15 protein-coding genes are annotated in these 15,083 nt (G+C 70.6%); 6 read left to right on the top strand and 9 right to left on the bottom strand.

Translation table 11 applies throughout. The features are described from left to right. Positions 1-2: 2 nt before the first annotated feature. The 5 genes from ACFVAJ_RS03335 to ACFVAJ_RS03315 form a co-directional block, all read right to left on the bottom strand. Entirely contained in the window at positions 3-890 is an 888-nt protein-coding gene (locus ACFVAJ_RS03335; protein ID WP_376941377.1) for an ABC transporter permease, read from the bottom strand. Further along, a complete protein-coding gene (locus ACFVAJ_RS03330; protein WP_376941376.1) occupies positions 887-1,897 on the bottom strand; it encodes an ABC transporter permease in 1,011 nt (336 codons plus the stop codon). Before ACFVAJ_RS03330 ends, ACFVAJ_RS03335 begins: the two co-directional genes overlap by 4 nt. A gap of 45 nt (positions 1,898-1,942) precedes the next feature. Beyond that, positions 1,943-3,748: a peptide ABC transporter substrate-binding protein gene (locus ACFVAJ_RS03325; protein WP_376941375.1), complete on the bottom strand. Its 1,806-nt coding sequence runs from the start codon at positions 3,746-3,748 to the stop codon at positions 1,943-1,945. Between the two features lie 269 nt (positions 3,749-4,017). Continuing rightward, entirely contained in the window at positions 4,018-5,493 is a 1,476-nt protein-coding gene (locus ACFVAJ_RS03320) for a M81 family metallopeptidase (RefSeq protein ID WP_376941374.1), read from the bottom strand. Positions 5,494-5,573: 80 nt separating this feature from the next. Continuing rightward, entirely contained in the window at positions 5,574-6,734 is a 1,161-nt protein-coding gene (locus ACFVAJ_RS03315; protein WP_376941373.1) for an ROK family protein, read from the bottom strand. 224 nt (positions 6,735-6,958) lie between these two features. Here ACFVAJ_RS03315 and fosX point away from each other — a divergent pair, with 224 nt between their 5' ends. After that, entirely contained in the window at positions 6,959-7,393 is a 435-nt protein-coding gene (fosX, locus tag ACFVAJ_RS03310; protein WP_376941372.1) for a FosX/FosE/FosI family fosfomycin resistance hydrolase, read from the top strand. Between the two features lie 7 nt (positions 7,394-7,400). Here fosX and ACFVAJ_RS03305 read toward each other — a convergent pair whose 3' ends face one another. Next, positions 7,401-7,979, bottom strand: coding sequence for a hypothetical protein (locus ACFVAJ_RS03305; protein WP_376941371.1), 579 nt, complete (start codon positions 7,977-7,979; stop codon positions 7,401-7,403). Between the two features lie 71 nt (positions 7,980-8,050). Next, positions 8,051-8,704 (bottom strand): FMN-dependent NADH-azoreductase, encoded by a 654-nt coding sequence (locus ACFVAJ_RS03300; RefSeq protein ID WP_376941370.1) that lies wholly within the window; start codon positions 8,702-8,704, stop codon positions 8,051-8,053. A 95-nt stretch (positions 8,705-8,799) separates the two neighbouring features. On the opposite strand from ACFVAJ_RS03300, the gene ACFVAJ_RS03295 reads away from it, so the two are divergent. The 3 genes from ACFVAJ_RS03295 to ACFVAJ_RS03285 are packed head-to-tail and all read left to right on the top strand — an operon-like array spanning position 8,800 to position 11,300. Further along, a complete protein-coding gene (locus ACFVAJ_RS03295) occupies positions 8,800-9,252 on the top strand; it encodes a MarR family winged helix-turn-helix transcriptional regulator (protein WP_376941369.1) in 453 nt (150 codons plus the stop codon). Between the two features lie 10 nt (positions 9,253-9,262). Next, a complete protein-coding gene (locus tag ACFVAJ_RS03290; RefSeq protein ID WP_376941368.1) occupies positions 9,263-9,868 on the top strand; it encodes a phosphotransferase in 606 nt (201 codons plus the stop codon). A gap of 4 nt (positions 9,869-9,872) precedes the next feature. Next, on the top strand, positions 9,873-11,300 hold the full coding sequence (locus ACFVAJ_RS03285) for a hypothetical protein (RefSeq protein ID WP_376941367.1): 1,428 nt from the start codon (positions 9,873-9,875) through the stop codon (positions 11,298-11,300). 82 nt (positions 11,301-11,382) lie between these two features. Here the strand turns inward: ACFVAJ_RS03285 and ACFVAJ_RS03280 are convergent, their stop codons facing one another. Continuing rightward, positions 11,383-12,174, bottom strand: a complete 792-nt coding sequence (locus tag ACFVAJ_RS03280) for a CPBP family intramembrane glutamic endopeptidase (protein WP_376941366.1) — start codon at positions 12,172-12,174, stop codon at positions 11,383-11,385. Positions 12,175-12,222: 48 nt separating this feature from the next. Further along, entirely contained in the window at positions 12,223-13,530 is a 1,308-nt protein-coding gene (locus ACFVAJ_RS03275; RefSeq protein WP_376941365.1) for an MFS transporter, read from the bottom strand. A gap of 63 nt (positions 13,531-13,593) precedes the next feature. Here ACFVAJ_RS03275 and ACFVAJ_RS03270 point away from each other — a divergent pair, with 63 nt between their 5' ends. Both ACFVAJ_RS03270 and ACFVAJ_RS03265 read left to right on the top strand, forming a co-directional pair. Then, positions 13,594-14,202, top strand: coding sequence for a CGNR zinc finger domain-containing protein (locus tag ACFVAJ_RS03270; protein WP_376941364.1), 609 nt, complete (start codon positions 13,594-13,596; stop codon positions 14,200-14,202). 231 nt (positions 14,203-14,433) lie between these two features. Further along, positions 14,434-15,075 (top strand): glyoxalase, encoded by a 642-nt coding sequence (locus ACFVAJ_RS03265; RefSeq protein WP_376941363.1) that lies wholly within the window; start codon positions 14,434-14,436, stop codon positions 15,073-15,075. Positions 15,076-15,083: the final 8 nt, after the last annotated feature.

The raw sequence follows: 15,083 nt of genomic DNA, 5'->3' as shown, positions 1-15,083 counted from the left end.
GCTCAACGGTCGCGTCCCTTCACGTCGAAGAAGTCGCGCAGGCCGTCGCCGATGCTGTTGAAGGCGCACACGGTCAGCACGATGCAGAGGCCGGCGGGGAAGACGAGCCACCAGGCGCCGGCGTAGGTGTAGGTCATGCCGCCCGTGAGCATCGCGCCCCAGTCGGTCGCGGGCTTCTGCAGGCCCATGCCGAGGAAGGAGACGTAGGCGACGAGGAGGATCGCGTCGGCGACCTGGAACGTCGCGTTCACGACGATCGTGCCCACGGTGTTCGGCACGATGTGCTTGCGGACGGCGCGGCCGTGGGTGCCGCCCATCGCCCGCAGCGCGAGCACGTACTCGCGCGACTTCAGCGAGATCGACTCGGCGCGCACGAGGCGCGCGGGGACGAGCCACGAGACGAGGCCGATCACGACGATCATGAGCGGCACGCTCGGTCGCATGATCGCCGAGAGGATGAGGAGCAGGAAGGTCGCGGGGATCGCGATGCCCGCGTCGACGATGCGCATCATGACCGCGTCGACCGAGCCGCCGACATAGCCGGCGACGGCGCCCCACAGCGTGCCGATCACGGTCGCGAGGATGCCGGCGGCGAGGCCGATGATGATCGAGACCTGGCCCGCCACCATCAGGCGGCCGAGCACGTCGTAACCGACGTCGTCGGTGCCGAGCGGATGCCCCGGGGTGCCGGGCGGCAGCATGGTGCTCGTGAGGTCGGTGTGCACCTGATCGGTCGGGTAGAGGATCGGGCCGAGGAAGCAGAAGAGCAGGAACGCCACGATCGTGATCACGCCGAACAGGGCGAGCTTGTTTTGCAGGAAGCGGCGGAGGCCGCGGCGGAACGGCGACCGCACGGTCGCCGTGGTGGTGGGCGCGGTAGCCGTCGTCACGAGAGCTCCCCTCGGGTACGCGGGTTGAGCATGGCCTGGATCAGGTCGGCGAGCAGCGACCCGACGACGGTGGCGAGTGCGATCACGAGCACGCAGCCGAGCAGCACCGGGTAGTCGCCGGTCTGCGCGCTGGTCCAGAACAGCAGGCCCATGCCGGGGTAGTTGAACAGGGACTCGACGACGATCATGCCGCCGAACATCACGGGGAGGTAGTAGCCGAGCATCGCGATGACGGGCGTCAGCGAGTTGCGCACGACGTGCCGCCGCACGACCACCGGCATCGGGGTGCCCTTGGCCCGGGCGGTGCGCACGTAGTCCTCGGAGAGGTTGTCGATCGTCGCCGAGCGCATGTAGCGCGAGATCGTCGCGATGATGCCGAGCGCCGCCGTCGCGATGGGGAGCACGAGTCCGGCGGGGTTCGACAGGACCTCGGCGACGGTGTCGCCCTGCGGGGCGAGCGCGGGCACGAGGTGCAGCGTCTGCGCGAACACGATGACGAGCACGAGGCCGAGGAAGAAGGAGGGCGTCGAGTAGATGATGAAGTTCATCGACGTGAACACGACGTCACCGGTGCGGCCGCGACGGACCGCCTGGTAGATGCCCATCGGGATCGCCACGACCAGCGCGACGATCATCGAGAGCAGCGCCAGCACGAGGGTCTTCGGCAAGCGCTGGCCGATCGCGTCGGCGACCGGGCGATTCAGCGTGAACGAATCGCCCAGGTCGCCGACGGCGATCTGCGAGAGGAAGGTGAGGTACTGCTGCCACAGGGGGCGATCGAAGCCGTGCTCGCGGTTGAACGCGTCGATCTGCTCCTGCGTGGCCTGCATGCCGAGGATGCCCTGGGCGGGCCCGTGCGGCATGGCGAGGTGGAGCAGCGCGAACACGATCAGGGTCACGATCAGGATCACGATCGCGCCTTGGACGATTCGCCTGGACAGGAACCGGAGGAGTCCCGTGCCGCCGCTGCTCGCGGTCCTGACCGCGTTCTGCGCTACTGCCACCATTGATGTCGCCTTACTTCACCATTCGAACCGAGTGCGGGACTCGGGTCACTTCGTCCAGGACCAGCGCTGCGGGAAGAACGAGGCGCCCGGGTCCTGGTGCGCGACGTCGAGGCCCTCCTTGATGACCGAGACCTGGTAGACCGGGTTCGGCATCCACATCACGGGAAGGTCCTCCGCGAGGAGCGCCGAGTACTGCTGCGCGATCTCGCTGTCGGTCGAGGCGGTCATCTGGTTGATGAGCTCCTCGGCCTCGGGGTTGTCGTACTGGCCGGCGTTCCACTTGGTGTCCTTCGCGAACACGCGCTCACCCGTCGGGTAGGCCGGGAAGTACCACGAGCCCGCGGTGCCGAAGAAGACGAGCTGCCAGGTGCAGGTGGTCGAGCCCTCGGTCTTGCAGGACTGCGCCTCGGTGAGCACCGAGTCGAGCGGCTTCGAGTCGATCGTCATGGCGACGCCGATCTTGCCGAGCGACGACTGGATCTCGCTCATCATGTTGTCGGTCTCCTGCGAGCCGTTCTGCGTGGTGACGACGATCTCGAGCTTCTGGCCCTTCGCGATGCCCTCACCGCACTGGTCGTCGCCGGTGCCGGGGTTCGCACACTCGAGCGTGTCGCCCGAGCCGGTCTTCCAGCCGTGGTCGGCGAGCAGCTTCGACGCGGCGTCGAGGTCGAACGGGTACGGGTTGTCCTTCTGCACGTCCGAGAGGTAGGCGCTGTCCTGCGTCTGCGGGACGGGGCCGTAGTCGGGCGTCGCCGCACCGTGCCAGACGACGTCGGAGATGGTCTCCTGGTCGACCGCGTGCTGCAGTGCCTGACGGATGTAGAGCTGGTCGAAGATCGGGCCCATCTCGGGGTTCGCGAAGTTGTACGGCATGTACGTGATCGACCAGCCGGCCCACGGCTCGACGCGGTAGCCGAGATCGGTGAACTGCGACTCGTTCGTGAGCTGCGCGCTCGTGATGTAGCCGTAGTCGACCTCGCCCGAACGCACGACGTTCATCTCGGCGTCGGCCGAGGTGAAGGGGAGGAACGTGACGTTCTCGATCGAGGGCTTGTCGTCGCCGGTGTACTTCTCGTTGGCGACGAGCTCGACCTGGCCCGAGTCCGACCAGCTCTTCACGACGTACGGGCCGGAGACCGTCTGCCAGAGCTCGTTCGTCGCGTAGGTCTTCATGTCCTTCGCCTCGGAGAAGAGGTAGTCGAAGACCTCGACGGCGCTCGCCGCTTCGCGGTCGAAGTCGCCGATCTCGCCGTCGGCGCTGGTCTTGTCCCAGGCGTGCTGGGGCATGGGGTAGACCAGGCTGAGCTGGTTCGCGAGGAGGAACTCCTCGTTGTAGACCTGGTCGAAGGTGAGGGTGAAGGTCTTCTCGTCGACCGTCTCGAACTTCGTGATGTTGTCGGGGATGAGGCCGGCCGAGTAGCCGCCCGTCTTCTCCGCGTTGAAGCGCACCAGGTTGTACCAGAACTCGACGTCGCGCGACGAGACGGGGGTGCCGTCCGACCAGTCGAGGTCGTTGAGCGTGATCGTCACCGAGAGGTGGTCCTCGGAGAAGACGGCTTCCTTCGCCGCCGACGCCTTCTGGTCCCACTCCATCGTGCCGCTGGTGCCGTTGTACTCGAACAGGCGCGGCCACATCGTGGCCTTGATCGCGCTGTTGTGGGTGGCCATCGTGTCGGGGCTCGAGATCGGCAGGATCCAGTTCGGGCCGGTGCCGGCGGGCAGCGCATAGCTGACCGAGTCCTTGCTGCTCGATGCTTCGGTGCCCTGCGCCGTGCAGCCCGTGACCACGAGGGCGGCCGCGGCGGCGAGGCCGAGGGGAGCGAGCAGGCGCCGGATGACAGTCGTACGCATCAAACCTCCTTGTTCATGCGCCGGATGGGTGAAATCGTGCGGATTGTCGGCGCTGTTTCATCCTGCACGAAGTAAGTCGCTCCGAATTAACGAACTTATTACGGTCTTGTAACTTAGTTTCTTCAAAAATGGAGCAAAGAAGGAGTGGGTGAACCGGCCCACCCGCAGTCGCGGTCGCCCGGGCACGCCGAACGACCGCGATGCGAATGCCGGAAGGGCGCCGCCGGTCTCGCCGACGGGTCCTACCGCCCCCGGCTGCAGACCCTGCGTCAGCCGAAGAGGCGCGCGGAGAGCTCGGGCTCGACCGCGAAGTCGTCGAAGGGGAACATCGGCCGCTGGATTCGATGGTGCCCGAGCCGCTCGAGGTCCTGATCGACGCCGCCCGGGGTGAGCGCCAGCGTCCAGCCGCGCTGGGCGTCGTAGAGCGTCGGTTCGAGATAGCCGATCTTCGTGACGACGATCTGGGCCGCGAAGGGGTCGAGCCCGATCGACGTGAAGTCCGCGATGTCGTGGTACGCCTTGCGGTACTCGGTGACGATCGCGTGCAGCCCGCCGACGCGGATGACCGCGACGCCGCCGGCATCGGGATCGCCCTCGTGCAGCGAGTGCAGCACGCCGGTGATCGTCACGGGGCCGTGGGGGCCGTGGTCGACGCGTGCGCCCGCCGTGACCGTCACCGTCTCGCCGACGGTGCGCGTGCGGAGCTCCTCGAGGGCGCCCCGGTCGAAGATCGAGCCCACGAGAGCGGTCGGGGCGTCGGGGCCGGTGAGCCGCTCGTCCTGCAGCAGCTGCGCGAGGGTCCAGGTGACGTCGCCCGTGCCGCCGGCGCCGGGGTTGTCGCCCGAGTCGCTGATGAAGTACGGGGTGTCGGTGGCCGCGAGGCCGGCGTCGACGCCCTCGGCGAGGGTTCCGGGCGGGCCCACGAACTCGAACTCGTCGCGCACGCCCCAGAACGCGCGGCCGAGTTCCTCGGCGGCGTCGGTGATGGCCTGCTCGTCGTGGCCGGTGACCACGACCACACCGTGGCACCGCGGCTCATCCGCCCAGGCGTAGCCGATCCAGATCGCCGCATCGATGATGCCGGGGCGCTGCTCGATCTCGCCGATGCGGGCGTAGAGGCCCTTGGCGGGCTCGACACGTGTCGAGGTCTTCTCGCCGGGCAGCAGGATCGGCACCGTGACGTGCGCCCGCTTGGGGGAGCGGCCCTCCTGCAGGGTCTCCACGAGGTTGCGGATGGCACGGTCGCGCGTCTCCCAGGTGTCCTCGTGCGGCGCGAGGCGGTAGCAGGTGATGAGGTCGACCTGCGAGACGAGCGCGTCGGAGACGTTGCCGTGCAGGTCCATCGAGGCCGACACGACGGCGTCGCCGCCGATGACCTCGCGGATGGCGGTGATGAGGTCGCCCTCGGCATCGTCGAGGCCGTCGACGCTCATCGCGCCGTGGATGTCGAAGAAGAGCCCGTCGAGGCCGCCGTCGGCCACGAGCTCGCGCAGTCCGTCGAGGATGCGCTGCTTGATGTCGTCGTAGACCTCGCGCAGCACCGCGCCGCCGGGAATCGAGCGGGCGTAGTACACCGGCAGCCAGTCGGCCGCATCGGTGAGCGTGCCGTCGCGCAGCGAGGTGTAGCGCTGCACGAGCTCGTCACCCTCGAATCGCTGGAAGTCGCGTGCCCCCGCGCGGTGGGGCGAGAACGTGCTGGACTCGATCGCCATGCCGGCGATCGCGATGCGAGGACGCTGCGTCATGCGGCCCAGCTTAGATCAAACTGATGACGAAGTTTTCTCGCAGTTGAGGTGAAGTCTGCTTACTTCATTCGATTCTGGATCTACTTGGTGCTGAGTGCCTCGTCGATCCGGTTCGGCTCGAGCAGCTCGGCGAGCATCGCGGTGCCGATGCCGCGGGCGCCCGCGAGCGGCCCCGCCGCGCTCACGCTGATCTCGAGCAGGTCGGTCGACATCGGCAGGCAGAGCGTGTAGATCGCCTGGCGCACGCCCGCCACGAACGCGTCGGCCGTCGCGAGCTGCCCGCCGAGCACGAGCATCTGCGGGTTGTAGAAGTTGATGATCGTCGCGAGCACCTCGCCGGTGCGCTGCCCGGCCTCGCGGAGGAGCGCGGTGGGGCGGGCCTGCGCATCGCGGGCGAGCCGGAGCACGTCGTCGAGGTGCTCGACCTCGACCCCCGTACCGCGCAGCGCGTCGACGATGGCCGTCCCGCTGGCGACGACGTCGAGGCATCCGACCCGGCCACACGAGCAGATGATCGGTGGTGCGTCGGCGAGGGCGACGTGGCTGATGTCGCCCGCGACGCCGCGATAGCCGCGGTAGAGCCGGCCGCCCGTGATGATGCCGCAGCCGATGCCGCTGCCGGCCTTCACGAACACGAGCTCGCCGACCGACTGGCCGCGCTCGACGTGCTCGCCGAGCGCCATGGCGTTGGCGTCATTGTCGATGTGGGCCGGCAGTCCCGTGATGCGCTGCAGCATGTCGCCGACGACGAGCCCGTTCCAGCCCGGCATGCGCATGGGCGCGAGCAGGCGCCCGTCTCGGGAGTCGACCGGCCCGGGCAGGCTCATCGCGATGCCCTCGATCACGGGCTCGGGGTCGAGCCCTGCGGCGAGTTCGCGCACCGAGCCCCAGACCGACTCGAGCACCGCGGACGGCTCGTCGAGCAGCGACAGCGGCTTCAGCGCGTCGGCGATGACCTCGCCGCGGCGGTTCATCAGCACGATCGTGACGTGGCGCTCGCCGAGATCGGCCGCGGCGACCACCGAGCCGCTCTCGCGCACGGCGAGCAGGCGGGGTCGCCGGCCGCCGGTCGAGTGGCCCGGCCCCGCCTCCTCGAGGTACCCGTGGGCGATGAGCTCGTCGACGCGAAGGGTCACCGTCGAGGCGCTGAGCCCGGTCAGCCGGGCGAGGTCGGCGCGGGAACCGGCGCGCCCCGAATGCACCAGGCGGAACAGTTCGCCCGCGGTCGCGCTGCTCGTCATCGCGCTCCACCCTTTCTCTGCGGTGAGGACATCGTTCTCGATTCGAGGATGTTCCCTCGATTTCGAACAGAAGTCTCGCTCGGCGCTTACTCTAACGAAGCGCGGGCGCCGCGAGGCCCAAGGGTCGGCGCGTGACCGGCGGGTCGAGGGGAACGGCGGTTCGGCACGGGCGGGCACGGTCGGGGCAGCCCGGGTGCCCCGGGCGCCGCGGGTAGTCTGACGCGGTGACCAGCAGCGGCCTCAGCCATGTGACCTTCATCGTCCGCGACCTCGACCGCATGGAGCGCATGCTCACCACGGTGCTCGGCGCCGTGCGCGTGTACGACAGCGGCAGCGACACGTTCTCGCTCTCGGCCGAGCGGTTCTTCCTCGTCGGCGACGGCGACGCGGCGACCTGGGTGGCGATCATGGAGGGCGACGGCGGGCTGCCGCGCAGCTACAACCACGTCGCGTTCCAGGTCGAGCGCGGCGACCTCCCCGGCCTGCGCGAGAAGATCGTCGCGCTCGGGCTCGACCTCCGTCCGCCGCGCTCGCGCGTCGAGGGCGAGGGTGACTCGATCTACTTCCACGACGACGACGGCCACCTCTTCGAGCTGCACGCGGGCTCGCTGCGCGAGCGCCTCGCGGTCTACGTGCCCGGAGCCGCGCCGGGCGAGTAGACGCGGTTCAGCGAACGCCGGTGTCGAGGCGGCCGGACCGGCCTCGTGCCGCGTCACCGGCGGCGGATGCCGCGAGGCCGAGGGCGAGCGACCGCACGCGGGCGGCGTACAGCGCGATCGCGAGGGTGGTGACGGCGTAGAGCACGACGGCCTGCAGCACGTAGGCGGGGTAGTCGATGACCCACAGTGGGGCCGTCGGGTCACTTGTGCTCGCCGGGTTGTCGTGCACGTACGGCACGGCCTCGCCGAGGAGGTAGCCGATCGCCTGTCCCGCGCCGTAGACGAGTACGAGGGCGCCGAACGCCAGCCACGCCTGCCCGGTGCTGCGGCGCCACACCTCGCGGGTCGACCGCAGCGCGGTGCGCGGCTCCCAGCGGCCGACGACCGGCGTCGCCAGTGCGTTCAGCCCGGGCGCGAGCACGATGGCGGCTGCGAGCAGCGCGAGGAGCAGGAGCATCCCGACCATCAGCAGCGATTCGCTGCCCGCGCGACTGCGCATGAGCTGGGGCGTGAGCATGAGACCGGCGAGCGGCAGGCAGCCGACGGCGACCGCCGCCCACCCGCGCAGGAACGTGACGAAAGGCATGTCTCGAGCCAAGCGGATGCGGGTGGACGGCCAGTATCGGGAGAACCCCCGAATCGTCGGACCAAGCGTCGTCAGGCCGCCGCGGCTCGCGCGTCTCGACCGAACTCGGCGCCGAGACGTCGTGCCTCGGCATGGGCGGCGAGGCGCCCGGGTTCGGCGTCGGCGATCGCGAGGTTCGGCCGGAACTCGACCGAGTCGATCTCGTCGATGCCCGCCCAGCGCAGCCAGCCCTTGAAGAACGGCTGCTGGAAGTCGGCGCCGAACGCCGGCGGCCGCCCCTCGCCGTAGACGGCGCTCGTGTAGACGACCGCGGCGCGCTTGCCCTCGAGCAACCCCGAGTAGCCGGTCTCGCCGTCGAAGCCGAACACCCAGCCGGGTTGGCTGACGACGTCGATGAACTGCTTCGCGATGTACGGCACGCCCGAGTTCCACATGGGCAGGCTGAACAGGTAGAGGTCGGCGGCGGCGAACCGCTCGAACGCGAGGCGGGCCCGGTGCCAGGCGATCTCCTCGGCCCCTTCGGGCTCGTCGCCGGCGAACACCCGCATCTTCGCGCCGGCCCCGTCGGGGCCGAAGGCGGGCAGCGAGCCGTCCCACAGGTCCCAGTGGTCGATGGATGCCTCGGGCGAGGCCTGTTCGAACGACTCGACGAAGCGCTGGGCGATCGCGAGCGAGTGCGACGCCTCGCCGCGCGGCGAGGCGGAGACGTGCAGGAGCGTGGTCATGATCCGATCCTTTCAAGTGTGTGCGGACGCACATAACCGAGATGAGCGAGTCTGGCATATGTGTGCGCACGCACGCAACTGGTAGAGTCGGCGACATGACGAACGACGCCGAACGCGCCTGGGAGTCGCTGCTGCGACTGCACGCCGCCGTGCTGCCGCGCCTCGAGCGCGCCGTCGCGAGCGAGGGCGGACTGCCGCTCAGCTGGTACGACGTGCTGCTCGAGCTCAACGACGGGGGAGGTCGGCTCACCATGGGCCAGCTCGCCGAGCGCGTCGTGCTGAGCCGCACCCGGGTGAGCCGGCTCGTCGACGAGCTCGTCGCCGCAGGGCTCGTCGCTCGCGAGGTCAACCCCGACGACGGCCGCTCGGCCTTCGCCGTGCTGACCGCCGACGGGCGCCGCCGCTTCCTCGCCGGGGCGAAGGCCTATTTGCCCGCGATCGATCGCGAGTTCGCACCGGTCGGCGCCGACGGCGTGCGCGCGCTCGCCGAGGCGCTCGAGGCCGCGCTCGTCGCGGTCGACCCCGAGGCGCCGATCCGCAGGCGATAACCTGACCCGGATGCCCGACACGACCACGCCCGCCGCCCCTGACCTCCGGCCGATCGCCGTACTCGTCGTCGGCGTTCCCGCCGCCGGCAAGTCGACCGTGGGGCGACTGCTCGCGGAGCGGCTCGGCACCGCCGCGTTCATCGAGGGCGACGCGCTCTGGCAGATGGTCGTCGCCGGCCGAGAGGACATGGCCGAGCCGCCGTCGCCCGGCGCACTCGCCCAGCTCGAGCTGCGGTATCGGCACGGCGCCATGCTCGCCCGCTCGTTCGTCGATGCCGGCATCAGCGCGGTGCACGTCGACAACATCTACGGCTCCGCCGTCGCCGACCAGCTCGGCCGGATGGGCGGGCGCCGCGCGCTCGTTGTGCTGCGACCCCGCGTCGAAGCCGTCGTACGCCGTGAGACGGAGCGCGGTACCGGCGCCTACGACGGATGGCTCGGCGACGCGGCACTCGTGGATGCCGTGCGCACCTTCGACGGCTGGCTCGCCGAGACACCGCAGGTCGGGCTCTGGATCGACTCCACCGACCAAGCGCCCGACGAGACCGTCGACGCCATCCTCGCGCAGTGGGACCGCGCCCTCATCGACGACCCGCTCGCCACCCGGGGCGCCTGAGGCGATGGCCGACCTGGACGAACGCGACGACCGCGCCCGATCGGGGCGCGCAGCCCGCACCGAGCGACGGCGTGCGGCGCGCGACCGTGCTGAGCGCGAGCTGCGCGACCTCCGCTTCGTCGAGGTACCCGAGACGGCATCGTCGGCGTTCGGGCGAACCGCGGTCGGCCTGGCGATCGCGCTCGCCGTGGGCGCGGGTGCGACGTGGGTGACGATGCTCATCGCCGCGATCGTCAGCGACGAGGCGCTCTGGCAGCTCTCGCACGACCTCGACGTCGACGCGTTCCTGCGGGCGACGGTGGTGCCGCTGTTCGGGCTCGGCGCGGGCCTGGCGCTCGCGATCCCGCTGCTCGGCGCCCTCGACGTCGCGGCGGCGTTGCGGCTGCTCGAGCACCATGCGAGCGCCGAGCCGGGGCAGGTGCCGTCGTCGGCGCACCGCGCCCGACTCGCGACCCTGCCCGCGCGCCACGTTCGTCGGGCCGCCCTCGTCGTCGCCGTCATCGCGATGGCCGTCGGGGGGTTCTGCCTGCTCTTCGCCCTCTTCGACGAGGAGGGGCGAACCCCGGTCGTGTGGGCGATCATCGGCGTGAGCACCGTCGTGGTGCTCGGGTGGCTGGTCGTGCGGTCGTGGCTCGTCGGCGTCGAGGAGCGACAGGAGCACCGTCGAGCGGTGCTCGAGGCGGGTTGGGCGAGCACCGTCGTCGTCGCGGATCTCTCGGAGACGCGTCGCCGCGAGGCATCCACCTCGATCGAACCGCCGGCCCAGCTGCTGCCGGGGTTCGCAGCCCGGATCGACCGCGCGATCGTCATCGCCGCCTGCGCGCTCGGCGCGGTGCTCGCGATCTGGTTCGTCTCGGTGTGGCTGCGCCAGCCGTGCCGCCGGTGCGACGAGCGCTACTTCGACGATCCGGTCGAGCGTTTCATCGACGGACTGAGCCTCTGGGGCGGCATCGCGATCGCGGGTGCGCTGGCGGTCATCGCGGCACTCGTCGTCGCGCGGCTCGTGCTCATGCGACGGGTCGAGCGCGCGGCGGTGCGGTGGGTCGCCGACGGGCAGCCCCGACGGGTGCCGGGCGAGGTGGCCGAACCGCTGCTGCTCGGCTCGCGCGCCGGGCTCTGGACGTCGCGGCTCGTCGTGGCGGTGTTCACGCCGCTCGCCGCGTACGTGGCGCTGGCGGTGCTCGTCGACCCCGCGCTGCCCCTCGTGGAGTCGACGGTCTCGATCGCCGTGGCCGTCGCCGTCGCGGCACCGATCGTGGCGGTGCTCGTCGGCATGGCCGACCTGTCGCGCGCCGCGCGCGAGCGCAACGCGTTGCGCACCGTGCTGTCACCCGGCGACCCCGACGCCGCCTCGATCGCGGCGCGGGAGGCGGCGATGCAGCGTACGCGTGCGAAGCAGGCGCGTCGGGCGCAGCGCCGCGGGCGGGGCTGACGGGCGACCTGAACGACGGCCGCTCGGCCGACGGCGTGCTCACCCCCGACGAGCGCCGTCGCTTCCTCGCCGGCGCGACGGCTTACGCTCGGGGAGCGAGCGGGGCATCCGTTCGCTCGTTCGCACCGCGGATCACGAACGCCACGCAGGCGAGACCCAGGAAGCCGGCAGTGAGTTCGACGACGTTCGCGATCGCCGCGAGGTCGCCTGCCTGGCCGACGGCGGTGGCGAAGACCGAGAAGTCCCAGAGCCCGTGCAGCACCATCGCCCAGATGAGCGAGCCCGTGACGCGGAGCAGGATGTAGAACACCGTTCCGGCGAGGAACGCCGAGATCACCTGGATCACCGTGCCCGAGTCGGGCGCGCCGAGGAGGATGTTCACGAGGTGCGAGAGACCGAACAGCACCGAGGTGATGAGCCAGACCCAGACCTCGCGCAGCCGACTGCGAAGCGCCGTGAGCAGCAGGCCGCGGCTCACGAGCTCCTCGGTGAAGCCGACCAGCAGCAGCGCGAGGGATGCGGCGAGGAATGCGCCGCCGTACGCGCTCCAGTCGGTGGCCGTGAGGTTCATGATCGCGGCGATCGCCGTGAGGATCGGCACGAAGATCGGCCAGCGATGCCGGCTGCGCTCGCGCTCGAAGAGCGCCGGGCGCCACCAGCCCAGCAGGGTCGTCGTGATCACGAGGAGCACCGTCGCGACGATGAGCGAGACGCCCGCCCCGAAGAACAGGTTTCCCGCGCTCTCGCCCCACGCGTCGTAGGGAATGCCGCTCGCCGCCTGGATCGCGATGACGAGCGCGAGGTACGCGAGCCAGATCAGCAGGCCGATCCAGATACGGGGTCGGACCTTCAGCGGGGGCTCGGTGTTCGCCAATGGAAATCCTCTCGGCACGACGGGGCGCGGTCTCGCCGACTGTATCGCCTACTCGGTCGAGGTCATGACGGGCTCGCGCCGTTCGGCGATGGCGAGCTCCGCGGGGTCCTTCACCCGGGGCAGCGGGCCGAGCATCACCCAGATCACCGCCGAGAAGGTGAGCAGCACGCCGATCAGGATGCCCGTGCGGGTGCCGACGAGCTCGCCGACGACACCGCCGATGGCCGCGCCGAACGCGATCGTGCCGTACGAGACCCAGCGCATGCTCGCGTTCACCCGGCCGAGCATGTGGTCGGGCGTGCGCAGCTGCCGGATCGTGATGAGGATGACGCTCGACAGCGTCGCCCCGGCGTCGCCGACCGCGAACACGAGGCCGAGCACGATGACGAGCGTCGGCGCGCCCCACGAGGCATCCGCGAGTGGAAGCACCAGCAGCACGAGGCACTCGGCGATCGCGGTCACGAGGATGGGGCGCCCCGCCCCGAACCGCCGGGTCAGCGGGCCCGCCAGCAGCGAGCCGGCGAGCGCCCCGGTCGCGCCGATCGCGAGGACGAGTCCGACCTGGAAGGCGTCGAGGCCGAGCTCGTCGACGGCGTGCAGCAGGAACAGCACCATGACCCACTGGATGAACGGGTTGTAGAGCGCGGAGAAGCCGAGGTTCGCGACGAGGTACTTGTCGCGGCGCACGAACGACAGGCCGGCGCGCAGCTCGTCGACGAAGCGGCCGCGTTCGGTGGGCGGCGCCTCGGGCGCCCGGATGCCGCCGACCGCGAGTGCCGAGATGACGTAGCCGCCCGCCGTGACGAGCAGCGCGAACGGGGCGGTGATGAGCTGCACCAGCAGGCCGCCGACGCCCGGACCGCCGACCTGCACGGCCGCCGCGGTCGCCGCGAGGCGCGAGTTCGCGGCGGCGAGGCCCGACGGCGCCACCACGCTCGGCACGATCGACTGGTACGACACCTCGAACAGCACGGTGAAGCAGCCGATCGCGGCGGCGAGGAGCAGCAGCGCCGGCATGGTCAGCACCCCGGCGACCGCGGCGACGATGATCGCGACGGTGAAGGCGGCGCGCCCCCAGTCGGAGACGACGATCATCGGGCGTCGGCGATGCCGGTCGACGAGCACGCCGAGCGGCAGTGCGAGCAGCAGGAACGGCAACCACCGGGCGACGCCGAGCAGGCCGAGCTCGAGCGCGGAGGCGTTCAGCGTGAGGACCGCGAGCAGCGGAAGTGCGAGCTCGGCGATCTGCGCAGCGGCCACCCCGGCGCCCTGCGCGACCCAGAGGCGCGAGAAGTCGGCCGACAGCGGGCTGCGTCGCGCCGCGTCTCGTCGGCTAATGGATGATCGTGCAGACATGCATTACAGGTTGGCAGACGGAATCGAATGCGTAAAGTCGTGATTGCACATTAGAATCGATCCATGGCGGTTCCGGTCAGCTACCGACGGCGCGAGAGGCCCTTCGCGCAGATCGGCGGCGCCGTCGGGCTCGACCTGATGAACACCGTGTCCGAGCGCCTCGCCGCCGATCACTTCGTCGACTACCTCGTCGACTACGACGACGTGCTGCGTTTCGCCGAGGAGTCGGGGCTCGTCGACGCCGAGCAGGCCGCCGCGCTCCGCGCACTCGCGGCGGAGCATCCGGCCGACGCCGCCGACGAATGGGCCCGCGTGCGCGAGCTGCGGGAGACGCTCTACTCCGCCTGCTACGAGGGCGGGCCGACCGACCCCGTCGTGCGGCTGCACGCCGAGGCGGTCGCATCGGGCGCGCTCGTGCCAGCCGGCGACGGATGGGACTGGAGCTTCCCCCTCGACCTCGCGCTCCCGCGTCGACGCCTCGCGCTCGCCGCGGTCGAGCTGCTGCTGCGCGACGACCTCGACCGGCTCGCGCAGTGCGCCGACGCCGAGTGCGGCTGGGTGTTCCTCGACACCTCGCCCCGGCACAACCGGCGCTGGTGCGTCGCCGCCGACTGCGGCAACCGCAACCGGGTGCGCGAGTTCTACGCACGCCGTCAGGCGACCTCGTCGTAGCCCGACGGCCGCGTCAGGCGAGGATGCCGCGGGGTGTCCGCCGCCGGGGATCCGACGGTCGGTCTCCGCGCGCGGCCAGGACCGCCCGGGCGACGGGTGTGGTCGTGTGGTCATGTGGTCGCCCGATGTGTGGTCGTGTGGTCATGTGGTCGCCCCTCGCGACGATGCTCCAGCGGTCCGCCTCTTGTGCGGGGGTTGACGCCGATCGTGCGCGCGTGAATCGTGTGCCACATGAACACCGACCAGAAACTCACGACGATCCGCTCGGTCACGCTCGGGGTGTCGGACCTCGACGCGGCCGCTCATTTCTACGACGATGCATTCGGTCTCGGTGAACGGCTCCAGCTCGAACCGTCCGATGCGCCGACGGGCGGCTTCCGCGGGTTCACGATGTCGCTCGTCGTCGCTCAGCCCGCCGACGTCGTCCGCCTGTTCGATGCCGCGGTCGCCGCGGGTGCGACCGTGCTGAAGCCCGCCGAGAAGTCGCTCTGGGGATTCGGCGGCGTCGTGCGAGCGCCCGATGGCACGATCTGGCAGATGGCGAGCGAGGCGAAGAAGGACACCGGGCCCGCGACCCACCGGATCGAGCACGTCGTGCTGCTGATCGGCGCCGACGATGTGTCGGCGAGCAAGCGCTTCTACAGCGACCGCGGCCTCGAGGTGGCGAAGAGCATCGGCGGCTACGTCGACTTCGCCATGGCGGCGAGCCCGATCGGCTTCGGCCTCTACAAGCGACGTGCGCTCGCGAAGACGGTCGGCGTCGCCGACGACGGCAGCGGCTCGCACCGCATCCGCATCAACGTCGACGCCGAGGCCTTCGTCGACCCCGACGGGTTCGCCTGGGCCCAGGCATCCGACGCATCGGACGCCTGAGCCCAGGG

The sequence above is a fragment of the Agromyces sp. NPDC057679 genome, assembly GCF_042799635.1.
Classification (GTDB): Bacteria; Actinomycetota; Actinomycetes; order Actinomycetales; family Microbacteriaceae; genus Agromyces.
This window is presented reverse-complemented; position numbering and strand designations above follow the sequence as displayed.